The following is a 20,506-nucleotide window of genomic DNA, read 5'->3' as shown; positions in this document are numbered from 1 at the left end:
GGTCTTTCCCTCGATGCCTCTTGTTCGCGGCGTATCAGCGGTCCGTGACGTCCGTGGGCGCTTCAACCGACGCGCCTGCGGGAGGCTTCATCTCCCCGCTGGTGTCGCGGACATTTTCAGGTGGGCAAGCGCTCAGCACGCTCAGGCAGCCGAGTATGGCGGCGAAAAGGAGGCCGCCCGCAGATGCGGCGGCATGCCCTGGTTCATGGTGTTTCATGGCGATTGCAGTGGGGTCACCACTGCCCTACAAACGATGTGCTCGATGGCACGAATGGCACGGACGGACGCGCCAAGGCTTGGCGGCGTGGACGAATCAGATGACTCCAGCGGCTCTCGAACATGCAATGCCCTGTCCTTCGATTGCTTCGATTGCTTCGACTGTCGTCATGGAGATCGAATGTAAGGCACGCGGGAATCCGCTTCTGTCGGAACTTTCGCAAAAATTCGATGGAGTCCTGAAACGCTGTGGAGCGTGAAAACGTGCTGCTTTAGCGCTGTTTTCATGCGGCGTCGATAGCCGGCACCACGCGCGAGCGTTGAATGAGAAACGAGCGTTGACTGAGAAACGTCAACGAAGAGCGCCCGGCCAAAGCGGATGACCGGGGCATGCCAATACCTGCCAACACCCGTGCAAGCGACGGCAAGGGTTACTGCGCCACGTAGCCTTCGGGCGTGTTGACGTTCGCCTTCACCACGCCGGCATTCTGCGACACCACATACACCGGCGCCTCGGTCAGCGTCAGCGCCACGCGGCCGTTTGCATAAGGCAGCGTGGACGGATTGCCCATCATGTCGAGCACGGTAACCGTTCCGGATGTTCCCGCTGCATCCACCGGCAAGGTGTATTTCACGCCATGCGTCTCGCTGAATCCGGATGCCCCCGGCCAAACCGCATTCTCGTGCGTCCACAGTGCGGTCACGACCTTGCCGCCGTTCAGGCGCTGGAACGCATACGCATAGACGCCGGGCGGCGTGTTCTTGATGGGCCCAAGCGTGCTGGTGCCGTCGATAATGCGGGTCATCGCGGCTACGCCCATGGCTGCGGGCTTCGGGCTGATCTGCGTCTGGCCGTAGCCGCCTTCGGCGTTGACGAGATCGAAGAAGATGCCATAACCCACTTCGGTCGGATCGGCCGTGTAGAAGATATAGCTCATGTCCGCGCCCTCGCCGAGCAGGATCAGGTGCGATCGTGAGACCAGCGCGCCCTGGGCATACAGCACGTTCGCCGACGGCGTCGCGCTCCCGTATTTCGTGCCGATGTCATAGCTGATACCCGACTCGGTGATGAACAGTTTCGCGCCCGGTTTAAGCATCTGCGTCATGGCGTGACGCAGCCCGCGCATCATCATGGGCAAGCTTTGTGCGGCTTTCTGCGGATCGCTGTTACCCGCCATGCGTTCTGGCGGATGCGATGGCGACGTCCCCACGTCGTAGTAACCATGCGCGCTCACGCCGTCGAGATACTTCGCAATGCCAAGCGGTGCGAGCCGGTTCAGCCACTCGGTGTTTTTCCCCAGCGACGACAACGTCAGGCCCATCACGACCGCATGAGGATCGGTAGCGTGGATCGCTTCGTAAGTCGCTTTGTACATGGCGACGAGATTGGCGTCCGTATCGCGCCACGGCAGGCCGCCTTCATAGTCGGGTTCCCAGCTCACCTGATAGTAGTTATTCGATTGCTGAGGAAACACGCTCGAGCGCACCCGGTTCGATTCTTCGCCTACGCGCTTCATATAGGCGCTGTAGTCGGCAAGCGAGGACGGTGCGTAACTGTGCGTGTCCTTGCCCGTACGATTCGCCCAGCCTGGAATGCCATCGAGCTGGATCAGCCGCAGCAGGTCGCCGGGTTTGAAGAACGGCGCGAGGTTGTCGGCGGCGGGATTGAATGTGTTCGGCGCTTGCGGCTCGGTCATGTACCAGTTGCGGTTGTCGTTGACCCATGTCAGGCCCAGGTCGGGATAGAGTGGCCGATATCCATCGCCGGAACAGCATGTCTGGCCGGGCCGCAAATACGCCGCGCCCTGACCACCGAAGCGATGCAGATCGGGGTACTTGTACGTGACGGCCGGCAGGACCGCGGTGAGCTCGGGCAGCACGCCAAAGGTGGCGATGCCCGCTGGCCGCGTGCCGCGCGACGGCAACACGGCGGGCGCTGCATTGGCCGCATCAAGTTGTGCGGAGATCGAAAAGTAGCCGGCGGCCTGCGATGTGCACTTGATAGTCGATGTATGCGCACCAGGCGTCACGGCGAAATGGCCGCTTGCCTTGACCGTGTTCCACGCATCCTCTATCCGCCATGCAAGCGCGCCGGCCGACGTGGCCCGGGTGGTCAGCGCGAGTTCGAACGGTTTGCGGAGCGGGAACATGCGCGTGCCGTCGCTGCCGGGCGTATCGGCTTCGATAGCGTCGCCGGAAGCTGGCGCATCGACTGGCGCGGCAGCCGGGCTGCATTGCATCGGCAGTGGGGAGGAGGGGGGCGGCGAGTCGGCTACGAAGCGCGCCATGGCGCTGTCCGCGCTGGCTTCGACCCAGCAACGCTTCGATGCACCCGGCGCGGGGTCGTCGAACACGCCGTTGTCGCAACCCGTGCCGCCCGCGAAGGTCTTGACTACGTGCTTCTCAGGCGTGCCGTAGAGCACCTTCCTCGCGCCGTCGAAGGAGCAACGCTCGTACTCCGCCGCGCAAGGTGTCCAGGAACTGCCGTCGATTCTGACGGTATCGGTGGGCGTGGCGGACGCATCCTGAGCTGCAGCGTTTTCGCCCCGGCAAGCACAGACGGACACCGCGACGACGAAGGCCAGCGCGAACCTGGTGTATTGAGCCAGCAGCTGGGGCGGGCGCGGTGCCCTATGTGCGGCGAGTCTTTCGATCGATAAATTTTTCATTACACCCCGGGGTCGAGAGCCGGGTGGTTCGAGTCCGCGGCGACGGTGTTTTCCACCGAGGAAAAACGGCACTCTCCACCTTCGTGCTACCTGAATGAAACGTTTTCGCATGCGCTGCGCTGCGGTGCTCAATCACCCGGTAAATGCCTGCAAGTTTCTATCTCGCGATGCAACATAAGGCACTGTTCAAAGGTGCTGCGAGCAGGCGCGCGGCGTCAGGAGTACCTGCTCGTGCCACTTCCGATTGCGCTGAGGATAGGCGAGCTGCAACGAACACGCCAGTCATGGCGATGGACGTTGTCGGATGCTGACGGTATCGAACCATCCGGGCGTATATGGGTGGCGGGATAGCGCGACAATCTGGCCGATCCGGCATTGTTTGGTGGTCCTTCGGCCAACCGGCGCATGCGTAACTAATCTGTATCAAAACCAGCGGGGGCTGCTCCGGGATACGCCGTCCGAGCGTAGGCGGGCGATCGCACTTAACGACGCAAGCGCAGGGCTGCTGACAACTGGTATGTGAGTGGTTGCGCCGAGTCGTCATCCGCCGCCACGCTGGCGGATTTTTTCGCTTGGCCTTTGCGGCCTCCGCGTTCATTTGATCCTCATTCGATGAACCCGCACGCCCCGTCGTAGCCGGATTCATTGCCGGCGACTGCCAGCTGGAGGTATTTCATTTGACGTTGAATTGGGTTTTATCAGATGAAATGATTTTGTTTCCATCGTGAAACGTCATTTTGGTAAATATAAGAAAAGAATCGAAGTATGTGCGCCACCGCACATTGCCGGATTATGTTGCTAATTGCCAGAGCGCTTTGAAGGCGTGATTTAACACTTGTATTTTAATTAGAAGTGTTTTTTCAAGGGCTTAAACAGAGAGTTAAAAAGGCAACTCTTCGTGAAATGAGTTTTTAATCACGATTTCCCATGTTTCACTCACGCAACGTTTACCGCTACTCGCGCTCTGGCCGCGTCTGCGCCGGACCCGCGAATGCCGCGGGAAGCCTTGCCGCGCGGGCCTTTATAAACCGCGCGGAAGGTTGATTTGTATGACATTCGCGGCCTTGGACAGCCCTGTCCGATATGTGCTGTCGAATTGGACTGGCATTCCTCTTGCAATGTGCCATTCGAAATCAAAATCCCGGTCATTCAATCTATTTACAAAATTACCGAACGGACGTATTCAAATTTACCGAATGATAGGCAGCGCACGCACTGAAAAGGATTTGAATGGCGACGCCGGAATTTTTCCGCCAACATCTCGCTACTTTCAGTCACGACAACCTAATAAAACTTGAGGGTGTCTATGATGCACCGCAATGAGAACCCACTATCCAATCACGTTGGATTCAACAAGTTCGCAGGGGAACGCCATGCCGTACGCCAGTCTTGAACCCGCCGTAATGGGATGGCTACAGCCGGCCCCCCGCACCACGCAGGCAGAGATCCGCCGCATCGCGATCCTGCTGTTCGACGGCTTCTCGCTGCTCGGCGCCGGGATTGTCGCGGAGGTCTTCCATGTCGCGAATGAACTGGCCGTCCTGAGAGCGCGCAACGACTGGACCTACGACGTGCGTTTCCTGTCCGTCGAAGGCGGCAACGTGGCGTGTTCGTCGTCGGTACGGGTGTGGACTGACGGCCTCGATGCACGCCACTACGGCGGCTTCGACGCATTGTTCGTGGCCGGCGGCAAGGGCGCGGACGGTGCGGCGGGCGACGAACGCATCGTGGAATGGCTGCGCCGCGTGCATTCCAAGACCACGGTGGTCAAGTCGATCGCGGAAGGGCGCAAGGTGCTCGATGCCGCGGGCATCGGCCACGCGGCCGAGACGCAGATCCGCGTGGGTCATTCGATGATGCACGCCGTACGCGAAGAGCAGGCGAGCGAAGCGGGAGACCGCTACGAGTCCATGAAGGGCGCGTTGCTGATGATCAAGCGCGACCTCGGCGTGGACGTGGCGCGCGGGGTTGCGGAACGTCTCATGCCCGGCTCGGCGTCCAAGCTCGTTCCGTTGCTCGGCGATAGCGGCACGGCCTCTGCCGGCGACAAGATCCGCACCGCAGCGCGCTGGCTCCAGGACAACTGCGAGCGGCCGATCTCGGTCGTGGATGCAGCACAAGTGGCGGCCATGAGTGAACGCAACTTCCTGCGCCGCTTCAAGATCGAGATGGGCATCACGCCCTCGGACTATCTGCTGCAAGCACGCCTTGCCGTGACCTGCACGTTGCTCACTGATTCGGAACTGCCGGTCGACAAGATCGCGCGCCGCAGCGGCATGGGCAACGGCGACCGTCTCGCCAAGATATTCCGCAAGCGCCTTCTTATTTCACCAACCGAATACCGGATGCAAAGCCGCCGCGATGCCGGCGTCTGATGGGGGTAAGGCCAGGTTTTTTTGACCGTAGTCACGGAGCGTTGAGACGCAAGCGGTTCGGCTGAACCGGAGTCGACGATCGGTGCAAATGGCGCGCGCAGCTCCGCCCGGGGAACGGGTTAAAGAATATAGGAATACTAAAATGGACAGCAAGGTCAGGCAGGACATCGAGGAAACCGTTGAGACGATTACTGCTCCGGGAGTGAACACGGAGTGCCGTCGTCTCGTGCAGGTGATTCTCGCGGGCGGGTCAGGCACACGCCTGTGGCCGGTATCGAGGGAACAATTTCCGAAGCAACTGATCGGCCTGATCGGCACCGAGTCGTTGTTACAGGCCACCGTGCAGCGCATGAAGCATTTCCCCGCAGCGTGGGACGTGGTGGCGGAGCCGGTCATCGTGTGCGGCGAAGAACATCGCTTCGCAACCGCCGAGCAGGTGCGTGAAAGTGGCGTGACTGCGCGCATCGTGGTCGAGCCTGCCCGCCGCGACACCGCCCCCGCCCTCACGCTTGCCGCACTGGCCGCCTGTGCCGACGGTCAGGACGCCATCCTCGTGGCCATGCCGGCCGACCATGCCATTGCCGATCTCGATGCGCTGCATGCGTCCATCGAAACTGCCGCGCGTTTTGCGCAGGCCGGCGACATCGCCACGCTCGGCATTCCTCCTACGCGCCCCGACACCGGCTTCGGCTACATCCGCCTGGGCGACGCACTTCAAAACGGCGCGCACCGCATTGACCGCTTCGTCGAAAAGCCGCCCGCGGAACTGGCGACGCAATACGTGGCAGCCGGTAATTACTGGTGGAACAGCGGCATCTTCGTCGTGCGCGCATCGGTATGGCTTGCCGTACTCGAACAACTCCAGCCGGAGATGCACGCGGCGTGTGTCTTGTCGTACGAACAATTGAATAACGCAGACGGATACTTGCGTCCATGCGCTGCGGAGTTCTCGAAGTCACCCTCTGATTCGATCGACTACGCGGTGATGGAGCACCTCGGCAAGCCCGGTTCGCCGTTCAAGGGCGTGGTCGTATCGCTTGAAGCCGGCTGGTCCGATCTCGGTTCGTGGGACGCGGTCTGGGATGCAATGGAGAAGGACGAATCCGGCAACGCGGCAAGCGGACGGGTCTTGTTCGAAGGCTCGACCGCGAGTTACGCGCGCTCGGAAGGCGGCAGGCTCGTGGCGTGTGTGGGCACGACGAACCTGATCGTGGTGGAGACCGACGACGCGGTGCTGGTGGCCGATCGCTCACGCGTGCAGGACATCAAGGGACTTGTATCGCGCATCAAGCTTGCGAAGTCGCCGGAAGCCGACGCGCATAGAAAGGTTCGCCGCCCGTGGGGTTTCTACGATTCCATCGATCACGGCGAGCGGTTCCAGGTGAAGCGCATCGTGGTGAATCCGGGCGCGCGCCTGTCGCTGCAAATGCATCACCACCGCGCGGAGCATTGGGTCGTTGTAAGCGGCACAGCGCTCGTCACGCGGGGAGAAGAGGAATTTCTGCTGAGCGAAAACGAATCGACCTACATCCCGCTCGGCGTGCGCCACCGTCTTGAGAATCCCGGTCGCGTGCCGCTTGAAATCATTGAAGTGCAGTCTGGGACCTACCTCGGCGAAGACGACATCGTCAGATTCGACGACAAGTACGGCCGGTGCAGTTAAACAACCGTCAAGCAAAAAAGTGTGTGGTTCGGGGAGAATAAAATGCGCGGAATAACAGACCTGCTGGCGCGAATATTCGATGTTGCGATGATCGTGCTGGGTGCGCTCGTGGCGTCGCAAATCCGTTTCGACGACATCTCGCAGCGTAGTTTCTATCTGGCGTTCGTGGCTTTCGCAGCGGCGTTTTCTCTCGCTGTGTTTCCTGCGTTCGGTGTGTATGCCTCATGGCGTGGCCGCTCGAAGGGGGCACTCGCGGGCCAGGTCGCGCTGAGCTGGCTCGTCGTGCAGGCCTGCGCGATGGTGCTGATGTTCTCCCTGCATCGTATCGATTTCGTGTCGCGTCTCTGGTTCGTCTACTGGACCGGCATGGCAGGCGCCGCGATGATCGCCGGCCGCCTGATCACGCACAGCGTGCTGGGACGCGTGCGCAACGCGGGCCTGAATTTGCAGCAGGTCGCAGTCGCTGGATGCGGCGAACATTGCGACGAGATCGTTCGCAAGATCGACACCGCGCCGGCAGCAGGCTTTCGTGCAACGGCAGCCTACAACGTACAGGCCGGCACCACGATGAACACGCGTGTGCCGGTGTTCGAAGAGCATGAAGCGTTTGCCAACTACGTGCGCACGCAGAACGTGGGTGAAGTCTGGCTCGCGCTGCCGCTGACCGAAGAACGCACGATCCTCAAGCTCGTCGACGAGTTCCGCAACGACCTGATCAACATTCGTTTCATGCCCGACGTGCGCACGCTCGCGCTCTTCGAAGGCAGCGTGACGAACCTGCTCGGCGTGCCGACCATCAACCTGGCGGCGTCGCCGTTGCCGCCGAACGCGATGATGCAGAAGGAGATCTTCGATCGCTTCTTTGCGCTGGGCGCCTTGCTCGCGGTCTCGCCGGTCCTGCTTGCCTGTGCGATCGCGGTGAAGCTCAGTTCGCGCGGTCCGGTGTTCTTCAAGCAACGCCGCAAAGGCGCGGACGGCCGAGTCTTCACCATCTACAAGTTCCGCACCATGCGCCTGCATGCGCAGAAAGCGGGCGTGCTCGAACAGGCCACGCGCGGCGACCCGCGGATCACGCGCGTAGGCGGTTTCCTGCGTCGCACGAGCCTGGACGAACTGCCGCAATTCTTCAACGTACTGCGCGGCGACATGTCGGTGGTCGGACCGCGTCCGCATGCGCTCGAACACGACGATCTTTATCAGAAGGTCGTATCGGGTTACATCCACCGCTACCGGATCAAACCGGGCATTACGGGGTGGGCGCAAGTAAACGGCTTTCGCGGCGAAACCGATCGCATCGAAAAAATGGAGGGACGCGTAGCACACGATCTGTACTACCTCGGGAACTGGTCGTTCGGACTAGATATGAAAATTATCTTCGCGACGATCTTCAAGGGTTTGCGCCACACCAACGCTTATTGAGGCAGGGGACGACAACATGAACAGCCAACAACTATGCGGTGCTGCGGCGCCGAACAAAAACAGCCATGCCGTTCCTGGAACGCGTGTGGCACTCTCCCTGGCGATTGCCGCCATGCTGTCCGCGTGTTCGCTCGTACCGGGCCAACACATGGTCACGCCGGCTGCGTTGCCGGTCACGACGGCCGATAACGGTGACGTGACGAGCGACATGCAGATCCCGATCAAGCAGATCGACCTGACGCTGATCCGGCAGATTCGCGCCGAGCAAAAGAGCAGCACCACGGCCCAGGCGCAGCTCAACCTGTTCGCCAAGCCCTCGGGTTACAAGCTCGGCTCGGGCGACGTGCTGCAGATCGTTGTCTGGGATCACCCTGAACTCGCGGCAGCGCTCGGCCAGCCGGCGCAAAACACCAGGCCCAGTGACCCGGCGCCCGGTTTTGTAGTCGACAGCGAAGGCAACATCCAGTTTCCGTACGTGACCCACGCGATCCACGCCGAGGGCAAGACCGCCGAGCAGGTCCAGCGCGAGATCTATGCGGACCTGAGCAAGGTGTTCGTCAAGCCGCAAGTGACGGTTCGCGTGGCTTCGTTCCGGTCGTCGCAAGTCTATGTGGATGGTGATGTGCGTGCTCCGGGTGCGCAGACGATCAACGACATTCCGATGACGTTGACCGAAGCCGTCAACCGTTCGGGCGGCTTTGCGCCGACGGCCGATCAAAGCCGCGTGACGATCACGCGCAACGGCGTGGCGTATCCCGTGAACGTCGCGCAGATGATGAGGCAGGGCAAGAATCCCGCCGACATCATGCTGCAGCCGGGTGACATGCTGCATGTGGATTCCCGCGACGACAACACCGTCTACGTGATGGGCGAAGTGACCAAGCCCACCGCCGTGTCGCCGTTGCGCGACGGCACGCTCACGCTGGGTGAGGCCATCGTGCAAGCGGGCCAGATAAACCAGGACACCTCCAATGCGGCGCAGCTTTTCGTGGTCCGCCAGTCGACCGGCGACTCGCCGGTGATCTATCGCCTGGACGCACGCTCGCCGGTGTCCATGCTGCTTGCGAACCAGTTTCCGTTGGAATCGAAGGACGTTGTCTATGTTGACAACAGCGGTCTCGTCCGCGCCAACCGTGTGTTGAACCTGTTGTTGCCGGCTATCAACGCGGGCCTGACTGCCGCGATCGTAACCAAGTAGTCATGGAGCTGCGTCCGGTGCCGAACGTCATGAAGATCACGAAGGTGACGACAGTGACGTTGGGTGCCGGCCCGTTTCGATTGTTCGTTTGAGTGAGCGACAAAAAATGGCCATCAATTTCGAAAACCGTTACGCGGACGTGGTGTCGACAGGGGACGAGTTGCGCTTGTCCGACTACCTGGCGGCCATCTTGGGAAGCTGGCGAATCATCGCCCTGGTGACCCTGGTTGTGGTCGCGCTCGGCACGGCTTACGCATTCATTGCGTCGCCGGTTTATCGCGCCGACGCGATGATCCAGGTGACCGAAAGCAACCCGGGAAACAACGCCAATAACAACAATGCCAACGCGGTGCAGACCGTGTCGCAGATGTTCGACGCGAAGTCGACGACCGCGGCCGAAATCGAGTTGCTGCGTTCGCGGCTGGTGGTCGAGGACACGGTCAACAAGCTGCATCTGGATATCAGCGCGCGTCCGCGCTACTTCCCGATCGTGGGCGGCATGATCAGCGACATCCTGGGCACGCGCAACGGCCAGGCGCCCGTGAGCTGGCTGTCAGGTTTCGCTTGGGGCAACGAAAGCATCTCGGTGCCGAAGTTCGACACGCCCAAGGAAGCCTACGACAAGACGTACATCCTGACGGCTGGCGAAAACGGCAGCTATGTCCTGAGCGACCCGGACGGCATCGCCATCCTGAACGGCAAGGTCGGCCAGGAAGCGAGCGGTACGAGCGCGCTTGGGCCCGTCACGCTGCTGGTTGAAAACATGAGCGGCGAGCCGGGCGCCAAGTTCGAACTGACGCGTGCATCCACGCTCGGTACCGTGGATGCGCTGCAAAAGCGCCTGACGGTGGCTGAAACAACGCTGCAGTCCGGCATCATCGCGTTGAGCCTTGAAGGTCACGACAGCAAGCTGACCTCGCAGATCGTGAACAACATCGCGCGCCGCTTCATTCAACAGGATCTCGACACGCGCTCGGCGGAAGCCGGCAAGACGCTCGCGTTCCTCGAACAACAGTTGCCGGAAGTACGCGCGCAACTCGACCAGGCCGAGCAGAAGTACAACAACTTCCGTAACAAGCAAGGCACGGTCGACCTGAGCGAAGAAAGCCGCCTGTTGCTCCAGCAAGTCGTCGACAACAAGTCGAAGCTGATGGACCTGCAACAGCAACGCGCCGAACTCTCGCAGCGTTTCACCGCGAACCATCCGTCGGTGGCCGCGCTCGACGCGCAGATCGGTGCATTGCAGGCCGCACAAGGTTCACTGACCAAGAACGTTTCCGTGCTGCCCGATACCGAACAAACCGCGCTGCGCCTGCTGCGCGACGTGCGGGTCGATACCGAGCTCTATACGAACCTGCTTAACAGCGCGCAGCAGTTGCGCGTGGCGAAGGCCGGGCAAGTAGGCAACGTGCGGGTGGTCGACTTCGCCGAACCGGCTGACGATCCTGTACGTCCGAAGCGCGTGCTCGTGATCCTGATCAGCCTGGCCGGTGGCCTTGTGCTCGGCATCCTCGTGGCGTTCATCCGCAAGTCGTTGTATGGCGGCGTGGAACGTCCGGAAGAAATCGAAAACCGCCTGGGCGTGCGTGTGTTTGCCATCGTGCCGCGCAGCAGCCAGCAATTGCGCCTGCAGCAGAAGGTCGGTTCGCGCAGCCAGGGTCTTCATGTCCTCGCCGCGACCTCGCCGGAAGACGCGGCCGTGGAAGGGATTCGCGGCCTGCGCACGTCACTGCAACTACAGATGGCCGATGCACGCAACAACGTGGTGATGCTGACGGGCTCGCGTCCGGATGCAGGCAAGTCGTTCCTCTCGGTCAACCTGGCGACCCTGGTGGCATCGACGAGAAAGCGTGTGTTGCTGATCGACGGCGACATGCGTCGCGGCGACGTCCACTCTCACTTCGGCGTGCGCCATATGCCGGGCTTGTCCGACGTGCTGATGGGCTCGGATATCGAAGCGGCGGTGCTGCATGACGTGCTGCCGGGCGTCGACCTGTTGACCAAGGGCTCGCTGCCGTCGCATCCGTCGGAACTGCTGATGAGCGACCGTATGCATGAAGTGCTGGAAGTGCTCAAGCACAAGTACGACCTGGTGATTATCGACACCCCGCCGGTCCTGGCAGTGACCGATGCAACCGTGATCGGCAAGCATGCTGGCACGAGCCTGCTGGTGGTGCGCCACGGCCGCAACCAGGTGGAAGAGATTGGCGAGACGATGAAGCGCCTGCATCACGGCGGCGTGAACATGAAGGGCGTGCTGCTGACCGACGTACCGCAATCGAGACTGATGTCCGGCAGCGCATACACGAACTACTACGGCTACGAGAGCATCCCTGAGTGATGCCTGGACGCGAAGATCTTGCGGCGCGCGGGGGCACGCGCCGCACATCCAATCTGAGAGACGAGAGGCACACGATGAAACGCAAGGTCGCTTTGATCACCGGCATTACCGGACAGGACGGCTCCTACCTGGCCGAGTTGCTGCTCGCAAAAGGGTACGAAGTCCACGGCATCAAGCGCCGTAGCTCGCTGTTCAACACGGACCGCATTGACCACCTGTACAGCGATCCGCACGAGTCGGATCGCAAGTTCGTCCTGCACCACGGCGATCTGACGGATACCTCGAGCATCACGCGGATCGTTCAACGCACCGAGCCCGATGAGATCTATAACCTCGGCGCACAGAGCCACGTGCAGGTGTCGTTCGAGGAGCCCGAATACACGGCCAACGCCGACGGACTCGGCGCGCTGCGTATTCTCGAAGCGATCCGCATTCTCGGCATGGAAAAGAAAGCGCGTTTCTACCAGGCGTCGACGTCTGAGCTCTACGGTCTCGTGCAAGAGTCGCCGCAGAAGGAAACCACGCCGTTTTATCCGCGCAGTCCGTATGCAGCGGCCAAGCTGTACGCGTACTGGATGACGGTGAACTATCGCGAAGCGTATGGCATGTATGCATGCAACGGCATTTTGTTCAACCACGAGTCTCCCGTGCGCGGCGAGACCTTCGTCACGCGCAAGATCACCCGGGCGCTCGCGCGCATCGCGGTCGGCATGCAGGACGAGATGTATCTCGGCAACCTGTCCGCCATGCGCGACTGGGGCCATGCGCGCGACTACGTCGAGATGCAATGGCTGATGCTGCAGCAGGAGCAGCCGGAAGACTTCGTGATTGCTACCGGCGAGCAGCACAGCGTACGCGAATTCGTGATCCAGGCCGCAGCCGAACTAGGTGTTCACATGCGCTTCGAAGGTGAAGGCGTGAACGAAGTGGGCATCGTGGACCAGGTCGAGGGGCGCGAAACGAAGATGGCCAAGGGCCACGTGATCGTCCGCGTGGACCCGCGCTATTTCCGTCCGACGGAAGTGGAAACGCTGCTTGGTGATCCGTCGAAGGCACACGCGAAACTGGGCTGGCGCCCCACCACGACATTCCCCTCGCTCGTGAAGGAAATGGTTCGTTCCGATTTTCAGATAGCACGGCGTGACGCGCTTGTCACGATGGCCGGATTCAAGGCACTTGAACACCACGAGTGAAAATCATGGATAAAAACGCACGCATTTTTGTAGCGGGTCATCGCGGCATGGTCGGCTCGGCGTTGGTCCGGCGCCTGACCGGTGAGGGTTATCGCAACATCATCACGCGCACGAAGTCGCAACTCGACCTGACCGACCAGGTCGGGGTCAACATGTTCTTCGAGAAGGAGAGCATCGACGTGGTGTTGCTCGCCGCAGCGAAGGTCGGCGGCATTCTCGCGAATTCGACGCTGCCGGCGTCGTTTATCTACGAGAACCTCACGATCGAAACCAACGTGATTCATGCGGCCTGCCGCTGGAATGTGTCGAAGCTGGTGTTCTTCGGTTCTTCCTGCATCTATCCGAAGGCCTGCCCGCAGCCGATCAAGGAAGAGTATTTGCTGACCTCGGCGCTTGAGCCGACCAACGAGGCGTACGCCATCGCGAAGATTGCCGGGCTGAAGCTTTGCGAAGCTTATAACCGCCAGTACGGTTGCAAGTTCATCTCGCTGATGCCGACGAATCTCTACGGTCCGAACGACAACTACGACCTGAAGAGCAGCCACGTGCTGCCGGCGCTGATCCGCAAGGCGCATGAAGCGAAGCTGAACGGCGAAAGCACGCTGACGGTGTGGGGATCAGGCACGCCGCGCCGTGAGTTCCTGCACGTGGACGATCTGGCCGGGGCGGCGGTGTTCCTGATGGAGAGCGGACGTACCGAAGGCGTGTTCAACGTGGGCGTAGGCGAGGACCTGTCTATTCACGATCTCGCGGAGACGATCTGCCGCGTGGTCGGCTTCCAGGGCCAGCTCGTGTTCGACGCGAGCAAGCCCGACGGCACGATGAGAAAGCTGCTGGACGTGTCAAAGCTGGGCGAGATGGGTTGGGTCGCGTCGACCGGGCTCGAACAGGGCATCCGGGCGACCTACCAGGATTTCCTGCAGCGCTACGAGGCGCTAAGCCAGCAACCGGCACATGCGTGAGCCCGAAGTGAGCTATTGCTTCACACACGCGCGCTACCAATCGGGGACAAGTACAACATGAACGCTACCGTCACTATTTTTCATAACGTCGTCTGGTCGCGGCACAAAGGTGCAGTGCTGTCCGCGCTGTACAACATATCCGGGTCCGGAACGATCAAGTATTCGATGGTTCAGATTGCCGACACCGAGCATGACCGCATCGGCTTCTCTGACGTGGACTATTCGTTCCACAGCTATCCGATGCGCAAGCTCTACAACGGCTGCTATGAAGACGTGCCGACCTGGCGCATGACGGCTCGCCTCACGTGGGAAGTGCTGAAGGCCAAGACAGACCTGGTGGTGCTGCCGGGTTATCACCGGCCCGAGTACTGGGCGATGATGGCCGCGTGCATCCTGACGGGCAAGCGTCGCGCCGTGTTCTGCGATTCAACTGCACGCGACCGGCCGCGCAGGATGATGACGTCCATTCCGAAGCGCGTGTTTTTCTCGTTATGCGACGGGTATTTCGGGTTTGGTGAACGTAGCCGCGAGTATTTGATGTCGCTTGGCGCGAAGCAGGAAAAGATCTTCATCCCGTGCCAGGCCGCCGCACTGCCGCGCTCATTTTCGCCGGAGCGCGCGTTGCCGGACCGGTTGCACTATCGCGCCGGCAACAAGCCCATTTTCCTGTATGTCGGTCGTCTGTCACCGGAGAAGGGCATTGGCACGCTGATCGATGCGTTCCGCGGGTTGAAGGAACGGATTCCAGATGCAGCGTTGCGCATTGTGGGCACCGGTCCGATGGGTGAAGAACTCAAGGCGAAGGTGGCCTCAATGGGCCTGTCCGATTCCGTTACGTTCCTGGGTAGTCTGCAGGACGAACCATTGTCGATTGAATACTTCAGCGCTACCTGCATGGTATTGCCGAGCATGAGCGAACCCTGGGGCCTGGTGGTCAACGAGGCGCTGAGCCACGGCTGTCCGTCGGTGGTGAGCGAGAGTTGCGGCTGCGTACCGGAACTGGTGATCGACGGCGTGTCGGGGTATGCGTTCCCGGCCGGCGACGTGCCTGCCATGCAACGCACGATGCTCAAGTCGATCGAGGCGTTCGCCGACACGGCAGGCGCTGCGAAACAATGCATGGGCGTGATCCAGCGTTTCGATCCGCCGTCCGCTGCGGCGAACATTGCGCGGGGCTGCGCGATGATGCTCAGCGACTGACCGTGGATCTTTGCTGCGGCCGGTCGATTCCAGAACCAAGAGAGGCATGCAGGGTCACCGAAGCGCAGTTGCGCGGGCGTGGTCCCGCAGCTGACGTTTCGCGAAAGTCCGTTCCGACGGGGCGTGCTCGCCCGGCGGAAGTGGAGGCATGATGAGAATCCTTATATACGGGCTCAATTACGCGCCCGAGTTGACGGGAACCGGCAAATACACCGCCGAGATGGCGGAGGCTTTGCAGCAGCAGGGGCACGACGTTCGCGTTGTGTGCGCACCTCCGTATTATCCGGAATGGAAGATTGCCAAGGGCTATTCGGGCTCGCGCGGTTCGCGCGAAATACGCAATCAGGTGCGTATCTGGCGTTCGCCCCTGTGGGTGCCGGCCCATCCGAGCGGTCTCAAGCGCATGATCCATCTCACTTCATTTGCGCTGGCCTCGCTGCCTGCGTTGGTCTTGCAGGTGTGGTGGCGTCCCGACGTCGTGATGTCGATTGCCCCGACCATGCTCAACGCGCCGGCCGCGCTCGCGCTCGCGCGTTTGACGGGCGCACATTCATGGCTTCATATTCAGGATTTCGAAGTAGATGCCGCGTTCGATCTCGGCTTGCTCAAGGGTCAGCGTACGGGACGCCTTGCGCGCACGGTCGAAAGTGCGCTTTTGCGGCGGTTTAACGTTGTCTCGACGATCTCGGACAAGATGGCCGAGCGTGCAATTGCGAAGGGCGTTGCCCCTTCCAATGTGTTCCGCTTGCCGAACTGGGTGGATATCAGCGCGATCTATCCGCTTGATCGCGCGAATAAGTATCGCGATGAATTGAACATACCCGAGAGCGCGAAGGTCGTCCTTTACTCCGGCAACATGGGCGCGAAGCAGGGCATCGAAGTGCTGGCGGGCGCAGCGGCTGCACTAGCTGCGCGCCAGGACATCGTGTTCGTGTTCTGCGGGAATGGCGCGACCAAGGCGGAGTTGGAGAAGTGCTGCGAGCATTTATCGAACTGCCGGTTTATTCCGCTGCAACCGACCACACGCCTGAACGAACTGCTCAATCTCGCCGATATCCACGTGCTCCCGCAACGCGGCGATGCGTCCGATCTCGTCATGCCGTCAAAACTCACGGGCATATTCGCGAGCGGACGCGTGGTGATTGCCATGGCGCGTCCGGGGACTGAGCTTCATAACATCGTGACGCCGCGGGGCGTGGTCGTGCCGCCGGAGAATGTGCAGGCCTTGTCCGATGCTATCGAGATGCTCGTGGCCGATCCGGAGCAGCGCGCCATCCTCGGTGCGGAGGGCCGTGCATTCGCGGAGCTGAATTTATCGCCGGGGTGGGTGCTCGGGCGACTGGATGAGAAACTGCGTGTATTAAGGGGTGAAGGTGTGGCCGGGCGGATGAGCGAACGCAAGGAAGCGAAGGCGGCCAGCGCGGCAAGCCCATCGCCCAAGACGGGTTCGGCGGTGAAGCTGGTGGAGATCGAGAAGATCGATTGATCATCGGCCCACGGGGACCGGACGCGGCTTACGCGCCGGTGTAATCAGCCTGGTGAAGTTAGCCAGGCAACCTGCTTCACTGTCTGTTCCACAGGCTTGTTCGAAGCACGGCTCAAAACACCCACAACCGCGAGAACCTTTAATACGGAGACCGATAGATCTCCGTCGTTTTCTTCCCGGTCGGCTTGAGGCCGGTTGCGCTGTACACGGACTGCGCAGCGTCTTCCGGGGTAGTCACGAGCTTGCCGCCTGCGTCCCTCACTTGCACGCGCGCACGGGGCTTCATGGCCACCGCGCCGGGGGTGATGAACGACGCGTTGGTCTGAGCCGGGTCCGCGTTGTTGGTCATCATCTTCTCAGCGGATGTGGTGGCAGCGGCGGCCTTCGCGCGGTTGCCAGCGGGAGCCTGCCCATAGGGATCGGCATAAGCTGCTCCATAGGTGTCAGGGCCACCCAGCAGCTTCTCTTCAGCCCCCAGGTCGGGCGTACCTGCATCGCCTCCGGCTGCATGGGCAGAAGGCCATGCCAAGCACGCGGCGCTCGCGACAGCCAAGGCTAATACGCGATGAAGCGAGGGTTGGCGATTGATCGATTTCATGATGCGCTCCGCAGGATCAGCAAGTAAATCGGCGAGTATGAAGATTGATTGTTATCCCAAAGCCGGCGTGGTGTCGAGCGGTTGCCACCCCTTGTTTCAGGGTAGTAAATCTTCTCGCGCACGCTCATGCAGATACCGCCAAAAGTCTTTCCCTTGCGGCCATTAGTGGGCTGGCGCACGAGAACGCCAAGACGTATCGCAGATAATCGTTTCACGCGGCGTTGTTATGCAACTGGTTATGCAATCCGCTGCACGGGCTCGGGGGCCGGCAATCATGCTCAGAACAATCGACGAACCTCGCGTTGAGGACCAGGTGGCGAAGGACAAGGCCACCACCAGTCAGGGCCCACATCACAGTGCCCCGGGCGCAACCGAAGGCGCAGCGCGCTTTAATGGCGAGGGCCGCGCAAGCGCTACGGGCAGCGGCAAGGTCATCGACCTCAGTCTCGCGGGCAAGGGCAACTATGTGGCCCGGCGTGGCGTGGTGACGGAGATCGTGTGGTTCTTTATTGAAGCCGCCGTCATCAATAACAAGTTCATACCGGTATCGGCCGTACGCGTCTGGCTGTTGCGCCGCTTTGGCGCACGCATTGGTTCGGGTTGCCGGATGCCTCATCCCATTCGGGTGAAGGCGCCGTGGAATCTGGAAGTGGGCGACAACTGCTGGTTTGGCGTGAACGCGTGGATCTACAACCAGGCGCTGATCCGGATCGGCTCGAATGTATGCATCTCGCAGGACGCATTTCTCACCACCGGTTCACACGATCTGGAGAGCAACATGGACTTGCGTGTTGCGCCCATTGTGATTGAGGACGGCGTGTGGATTACATCGAAATGCGTCGTACAAATGGGCGTGACCATCGGCCGCTCGACAGTGGTGACGCCGCTGTCGGTGGTACATCGGTCGCTGGATGCAGAAGGCGTATATGGCGGGAATCCGGTGCGATTTATCAGGAAGCGGTTCACCGTATAGCACCAGAAAGGGACCAGAAAGGCACTAGGAAAGTGCGCCGCTGAAAAACGCATTTGTAGGGGCATGCCGGGCGCGTCGACCAGCGCGCTTTTGGCTGTCTGTGCCTTTATCTTGGCGGGTGACGAAGCACGAGTCCGACGATTATTACACGCAGGTAAGGCTTGCATGACTTCCTGGCTGCAAGTAATTTCGACTGAAACTCGCGCAGTGCTTCGTGGATTATTCAGGGACCGAAACCTGTCGGGTGCCGGCGGCAAATTGGCCGCGTGAAGCAGCACCGGCAGCGAAGCGTTTCGACAACGGGTGACGACAGCGGAGAGCCTGCACAACACGTGGGCGAACTGCTGCACACGAGAGGGAGCACGGGGAATGTTCATTGACAGCCGGAATGTTGAGCAGCGCGCGGTAGTTGAAACCACGGTCTGCATCATCGGGGCAGGGGTTGCCGGGATCACGCTGGCGCTCGAAATGGATAAGCACGGTATAGACACCGTCCTGCTCGAGAGTGGTGGCTACAAGCCTGACGATGCCACGCGCGATTTGTATCGCGGCGAGAACGTCGGCATTCCTTATACCTATGCGGATGGCAGTCGCAGCCGCTTCCTGGGCGGCAGCAGCAACTGCTGGGGCGGGTGGTGCCGGCCGCTCGATTCGTGGGACTTCGAAAAGCGCGACTGGGTGAACGATAGCGGCTGGCCTTTCGGGCTCGACGAATTGCGTCCGTACTATGCACGCACGCATGGCTTGCTCAAGCTGGGCGAAAATAATTTCGATCCTGCCTATTGGGAAGCCGCCATTGGCCGCGACGACGTCAGGCGTCATCCGCTGCCAAGCGGCACCGTTCGTGACACGATCTCGCAGTTCAGCCCGCCGGTGCGTTTCGGCAAGGTGTACAAGGCCGTGCTCGAGCGTTCGTCGCATGTGCGCGTGTTCCTCAATGCCAACGCGATGAACATCGACTCTGACACCGAGGCGCGCCATGTTACGCGTGTCGAGGCGGGTACGCTGAGTGGCCGGCGTTTCACCGTGGCTGCGAAGATCTTCGTGCTGGCAACAGGCGGGATTGAAAACGCCCGGCTGCTGCTGGCGTCGAACAAGGTGCAAGCCGCGGGCCTCGGCAATGGCAACGACCTGGTCGGCCGCTATTTCATGGACCACCCGCGCACCATGCAGGGCAGCATCAAGTTCAAGAAGCCGTGGGCGCGTAACAAGCTTTACGACATCAAATATCACTATCAAAACGCTTCGGTAGCCGCGCACGGTCAGTTCATCTCGTCGCAGTTTGCGCTGACACAGAAGGTGCTCGAACGTGAACGTTTGCTTAATGCACGCGTGTGGTTCTATTCGGTGTTTCGTGGCGAAAACACCGAGGGCGCTGAAGCGCTCGTGCGCTGCAAACAGGCGGTGTTGCAAAAGGATCAGCCGGACTGGAACTTCTCGCGGGACTTGTTGACCATGGCCATGCATCCCGTGGACACGGCTTGCTTTGGTCTTGCGCGTTTGTTGCAGCCGCGTCCGCTGATCACCGATGTCAAGTTCCAGACCATCGTGGAAGCGGAGCCGAACCGTGATAGCCGCGTGACTTTGTCGTCGCAGAAGGATGCGCTTGGCATCAATCGCGTTCGGGTGGATTGGCAGTTGACCGAGCTGGCGAAGCGCACGTTTGATCGGACCGTGACCTTGTTGGCGGAAGAAATGCAGCGAACCGGCGTGGCCGACGTGCAGCTCGACGAGCCGATGGAAGGCAAGCCGTGGCCGGCGCAGCTGGAAGGCACGTGGCATCACATGGGTACGACCCGCATGCACGATTCGCCTAAGCAAGGCGTGGTCGACCGCAACTGCCAGGTGCACGGCATGAGCAATCTGTATGTGGCTGGCAGTTCTGTCTTTCCGACGGTTGGAGCGAATTTTCCGACCATTACGATTGCGGCGATGACGCTGCGGCTTTCTGAACATCTGCTGAAGGCGTTGCGCGGCGAGATCTCGCCGCTTGCGTCGGTGACGTCGATTGGCGCGGGCGCTGAGCGCCGGACGTCCGAAGACACTACGTTGCCGTTCGCTGCGTCGACGTTGTGTTCGTCTTCGGATCTGGCCTTTATGGCGAAGAAGTAGGGCGTTTCTTTTTTGCTCGCGCCGGTGGACGGGGGATTGCTAGGTTTTGGGGCTGGCGGTTGGTCGGGTTGTCAGGTTTTGGGGGGGGTGGTCGGAGTCTA

Annotated in this window: 14 protein-coding genes; 11 read left to right on the top strand and 3 right to left on the bottom strand. The window is 60.9% G+C overall.

All coding sequences use genetic code 11. From position 1 onward, the window contains the following. Positions 1–34: 34 nt before the first annotated feature. Both HB376_RS38625 and HB376_RS38620 read right to left on the bottom strand, forming a co-directional pair. Positions 35–217, bottom strand: coding sequence for a hypothetical protein (locus HB376_RS38625; RefSeq protein WP_213768950.1), 183 nt, complete (start codon positions 215–217; stop codon positions 35–37). Between the two features lie 430 nt (positions 218–647). Further along, complete coding sequence (locus HB376_RS38620; protein WP_255631830.1) at positions 648–2,885, bottom strand: hypothetical protein; 2,238 nt, start codon at positions 2,883–2,885, stop codon at positions 648–650. A 1,373-nt stretch (positions 2,886–4,258) separates the two neighbouring features. Here HB376_RS38620 and HB376_RS38615 point away from each other — a divergent pair. The 9 genes from HB376_RS38615 to HB376_RS38575 all read left to right on the top strand — a co-directional run bounded on the left by HB376_RS38615 (position 4,259) and on the right by HB376_RS38575 (position 16,722). Further along, positions 4,259–5,260, top strand: coding sequence for a helix-turn-helix domain-containing protein (locus HB376_RS38615; RefSeq protein ID WP_089160240.1), 1,002 nt, complete (start codon positions 4,259–4,261; stop codon positions 5,258–5,260). Positions 5,261–5,402: 142 nt separating this feature from the next. Beyond that, positions 5,403–6,923 (top strand): mannose-1-phosphate guanylyltransferase/mannose-6-phosphate isomerase, encoded by a 1,521-nt coding sequence (locus HB376_RS38610; RefSeq protein ID WP_213768949.1) that lies wholly within the window; start codon positions 5,403–5,405, stop codon positions 6,921–6,923. 42 nt (positions 6,924–6,965) lie between these two features. Then, positions 6,966–8,342 carry an undecaprenyl-phosphate glucose phosphotransferase gene (locus HB376_RS38605; RefSeq protein WP_213768948.1) on the top strand — a complete coding sequence of 459 codons (1,377 nt, stop codon included), beginning with the start codon at positions 6,966–6,968 and terminating at the stop codon, positions 8,340–8,342. Between the two features lie 112 nt (positions 8,343–8,454). Beyond that, positions 8,455–9,540: a polysaccharide biosynthesis/export family protein gene (locus HB376_RS38600; protein WP_255631833.1), complete on the top strand. Its 1,086-nt coding sequence runs from the start codon at positions 8,455–8,457 to the stop codon at positions 9,538–9,540. Between the two features lie 106 nt (positions 9,541–9,646). Further along, positions 9,647–11,881 carry a polysaccharide biosynthesis tyrosine autokinase gene (locus tag HB376_RS38595; RefSeq protein WP_213768946.1) on the top strand — a complete coding sequence of 745 codons (2,235 nt, stop codon included), beginning with the start codon at positions 9,647–9,649 and terminating at the stop codon, positions 11,879–11,881. Positions 11,882–11,955: 74 nt separating this feature from the next. Next, complete coding sequence (gene gmd, locus HB376_RS38590; protein WP_213768945.1) at positions 11,956–13,074, top strand: GDP-mannose 4,6-dehydratase; 1,119 nt, start codon at positions 11,956–11,958, stop codon at positions 13,072–13,074. Positions 13,075–13,079: 5 nt separating this feature from the next. Further along, a complete protein-coding gene (locus tag HB376_RS38585; protein WP_213768944.1) occupies positions 13,080–14,036 on the top strand; it encodes a GDP-L-fucose synthase in 957 nt (318 codons plus the stop codon). A gap of 57 nt (positions 14,037–14,093) precedes the next feature. Next, positions 14,094–15,236: a glycosyltransferase family 4 protein gene (locus HB376_RS38580; RefSeq protein ID WP_213768943.1), complete on the top strand. Its 1,143-nt coding sequence runs from the start codon at positions 14,094–14,096 to the stop codon at positions 15,234–15,236. A 151-nt stretch (positions 15,237–15,387) separates the two neighbouring features. Continuing rightward, complete coding sequence (locus HB376_RS38575; protein WP_213768942.1) at positions 15,388–16,722, top strand: glycosyltransferase WbuB; 1,335 nt, start codon at positions 15,388–15,390, stop codon at positions 16,720–16,722. A 139-nt stretch (positions 16,723–16,861) separates the two neighbouring features. Here HB376_RS38575 and HB376_RS38570 read toward each other — a convergent pair whose 3' ends face one another. Then, a complete protein-coding gene (locus HB376_RS38570) occupies positions 16,862–17,320 on the bottom strand; it encodes a hypothetical protein (protein ID WP_213768941.1) in 459 nt (152 codons plus the stop codon). 274 nt (positions 17,321–17,594) lie between these two features. On the opposite strand from HB376_RS38570, the gene HB376_RS38565 reads away from it, so the two are divergent. Next, positions 17,595–18,293, top strand: a complete 699-nt coding sequence (locus tag HB376_RS38565) for a putative colanic acid biosynthesis acetyltransferase (RefSeq protein WP_255631829.1) — start codon at positions 17,595–17,597, stop codon at positions 18,291–18,293. Between the two features lie 369 nt (positions 18,294–18,662). Continuing rightward, positions 18,663–20,405, top strand: coding sequence for a GMC family oxidoreductase (locus tag HB376_RS38560; RefSeq protein WP_213768940.1), 1,743 nt, complete (start codon positions 18,663–18,665; stop codon positions 20,403–20,405). Positions 20,406–20,506: the final 101 nt, after the last annotated feature.

Origin of the sequence: Caballeronia sp. dw_19 (assembly GCF_018449515.1) — a bacterium.
In the GTDB taxonomy this organism is placed as follows: Bacteria; Pseudomonadota; Gammaproteobacteria; order Burkholderiales; family Burkholderiaceae; genus Caballeronia.
Note: the sequence above shows the minus strand (reverse complement) of the source record. Positions and strands in the feature narration are given on the sequence as shown.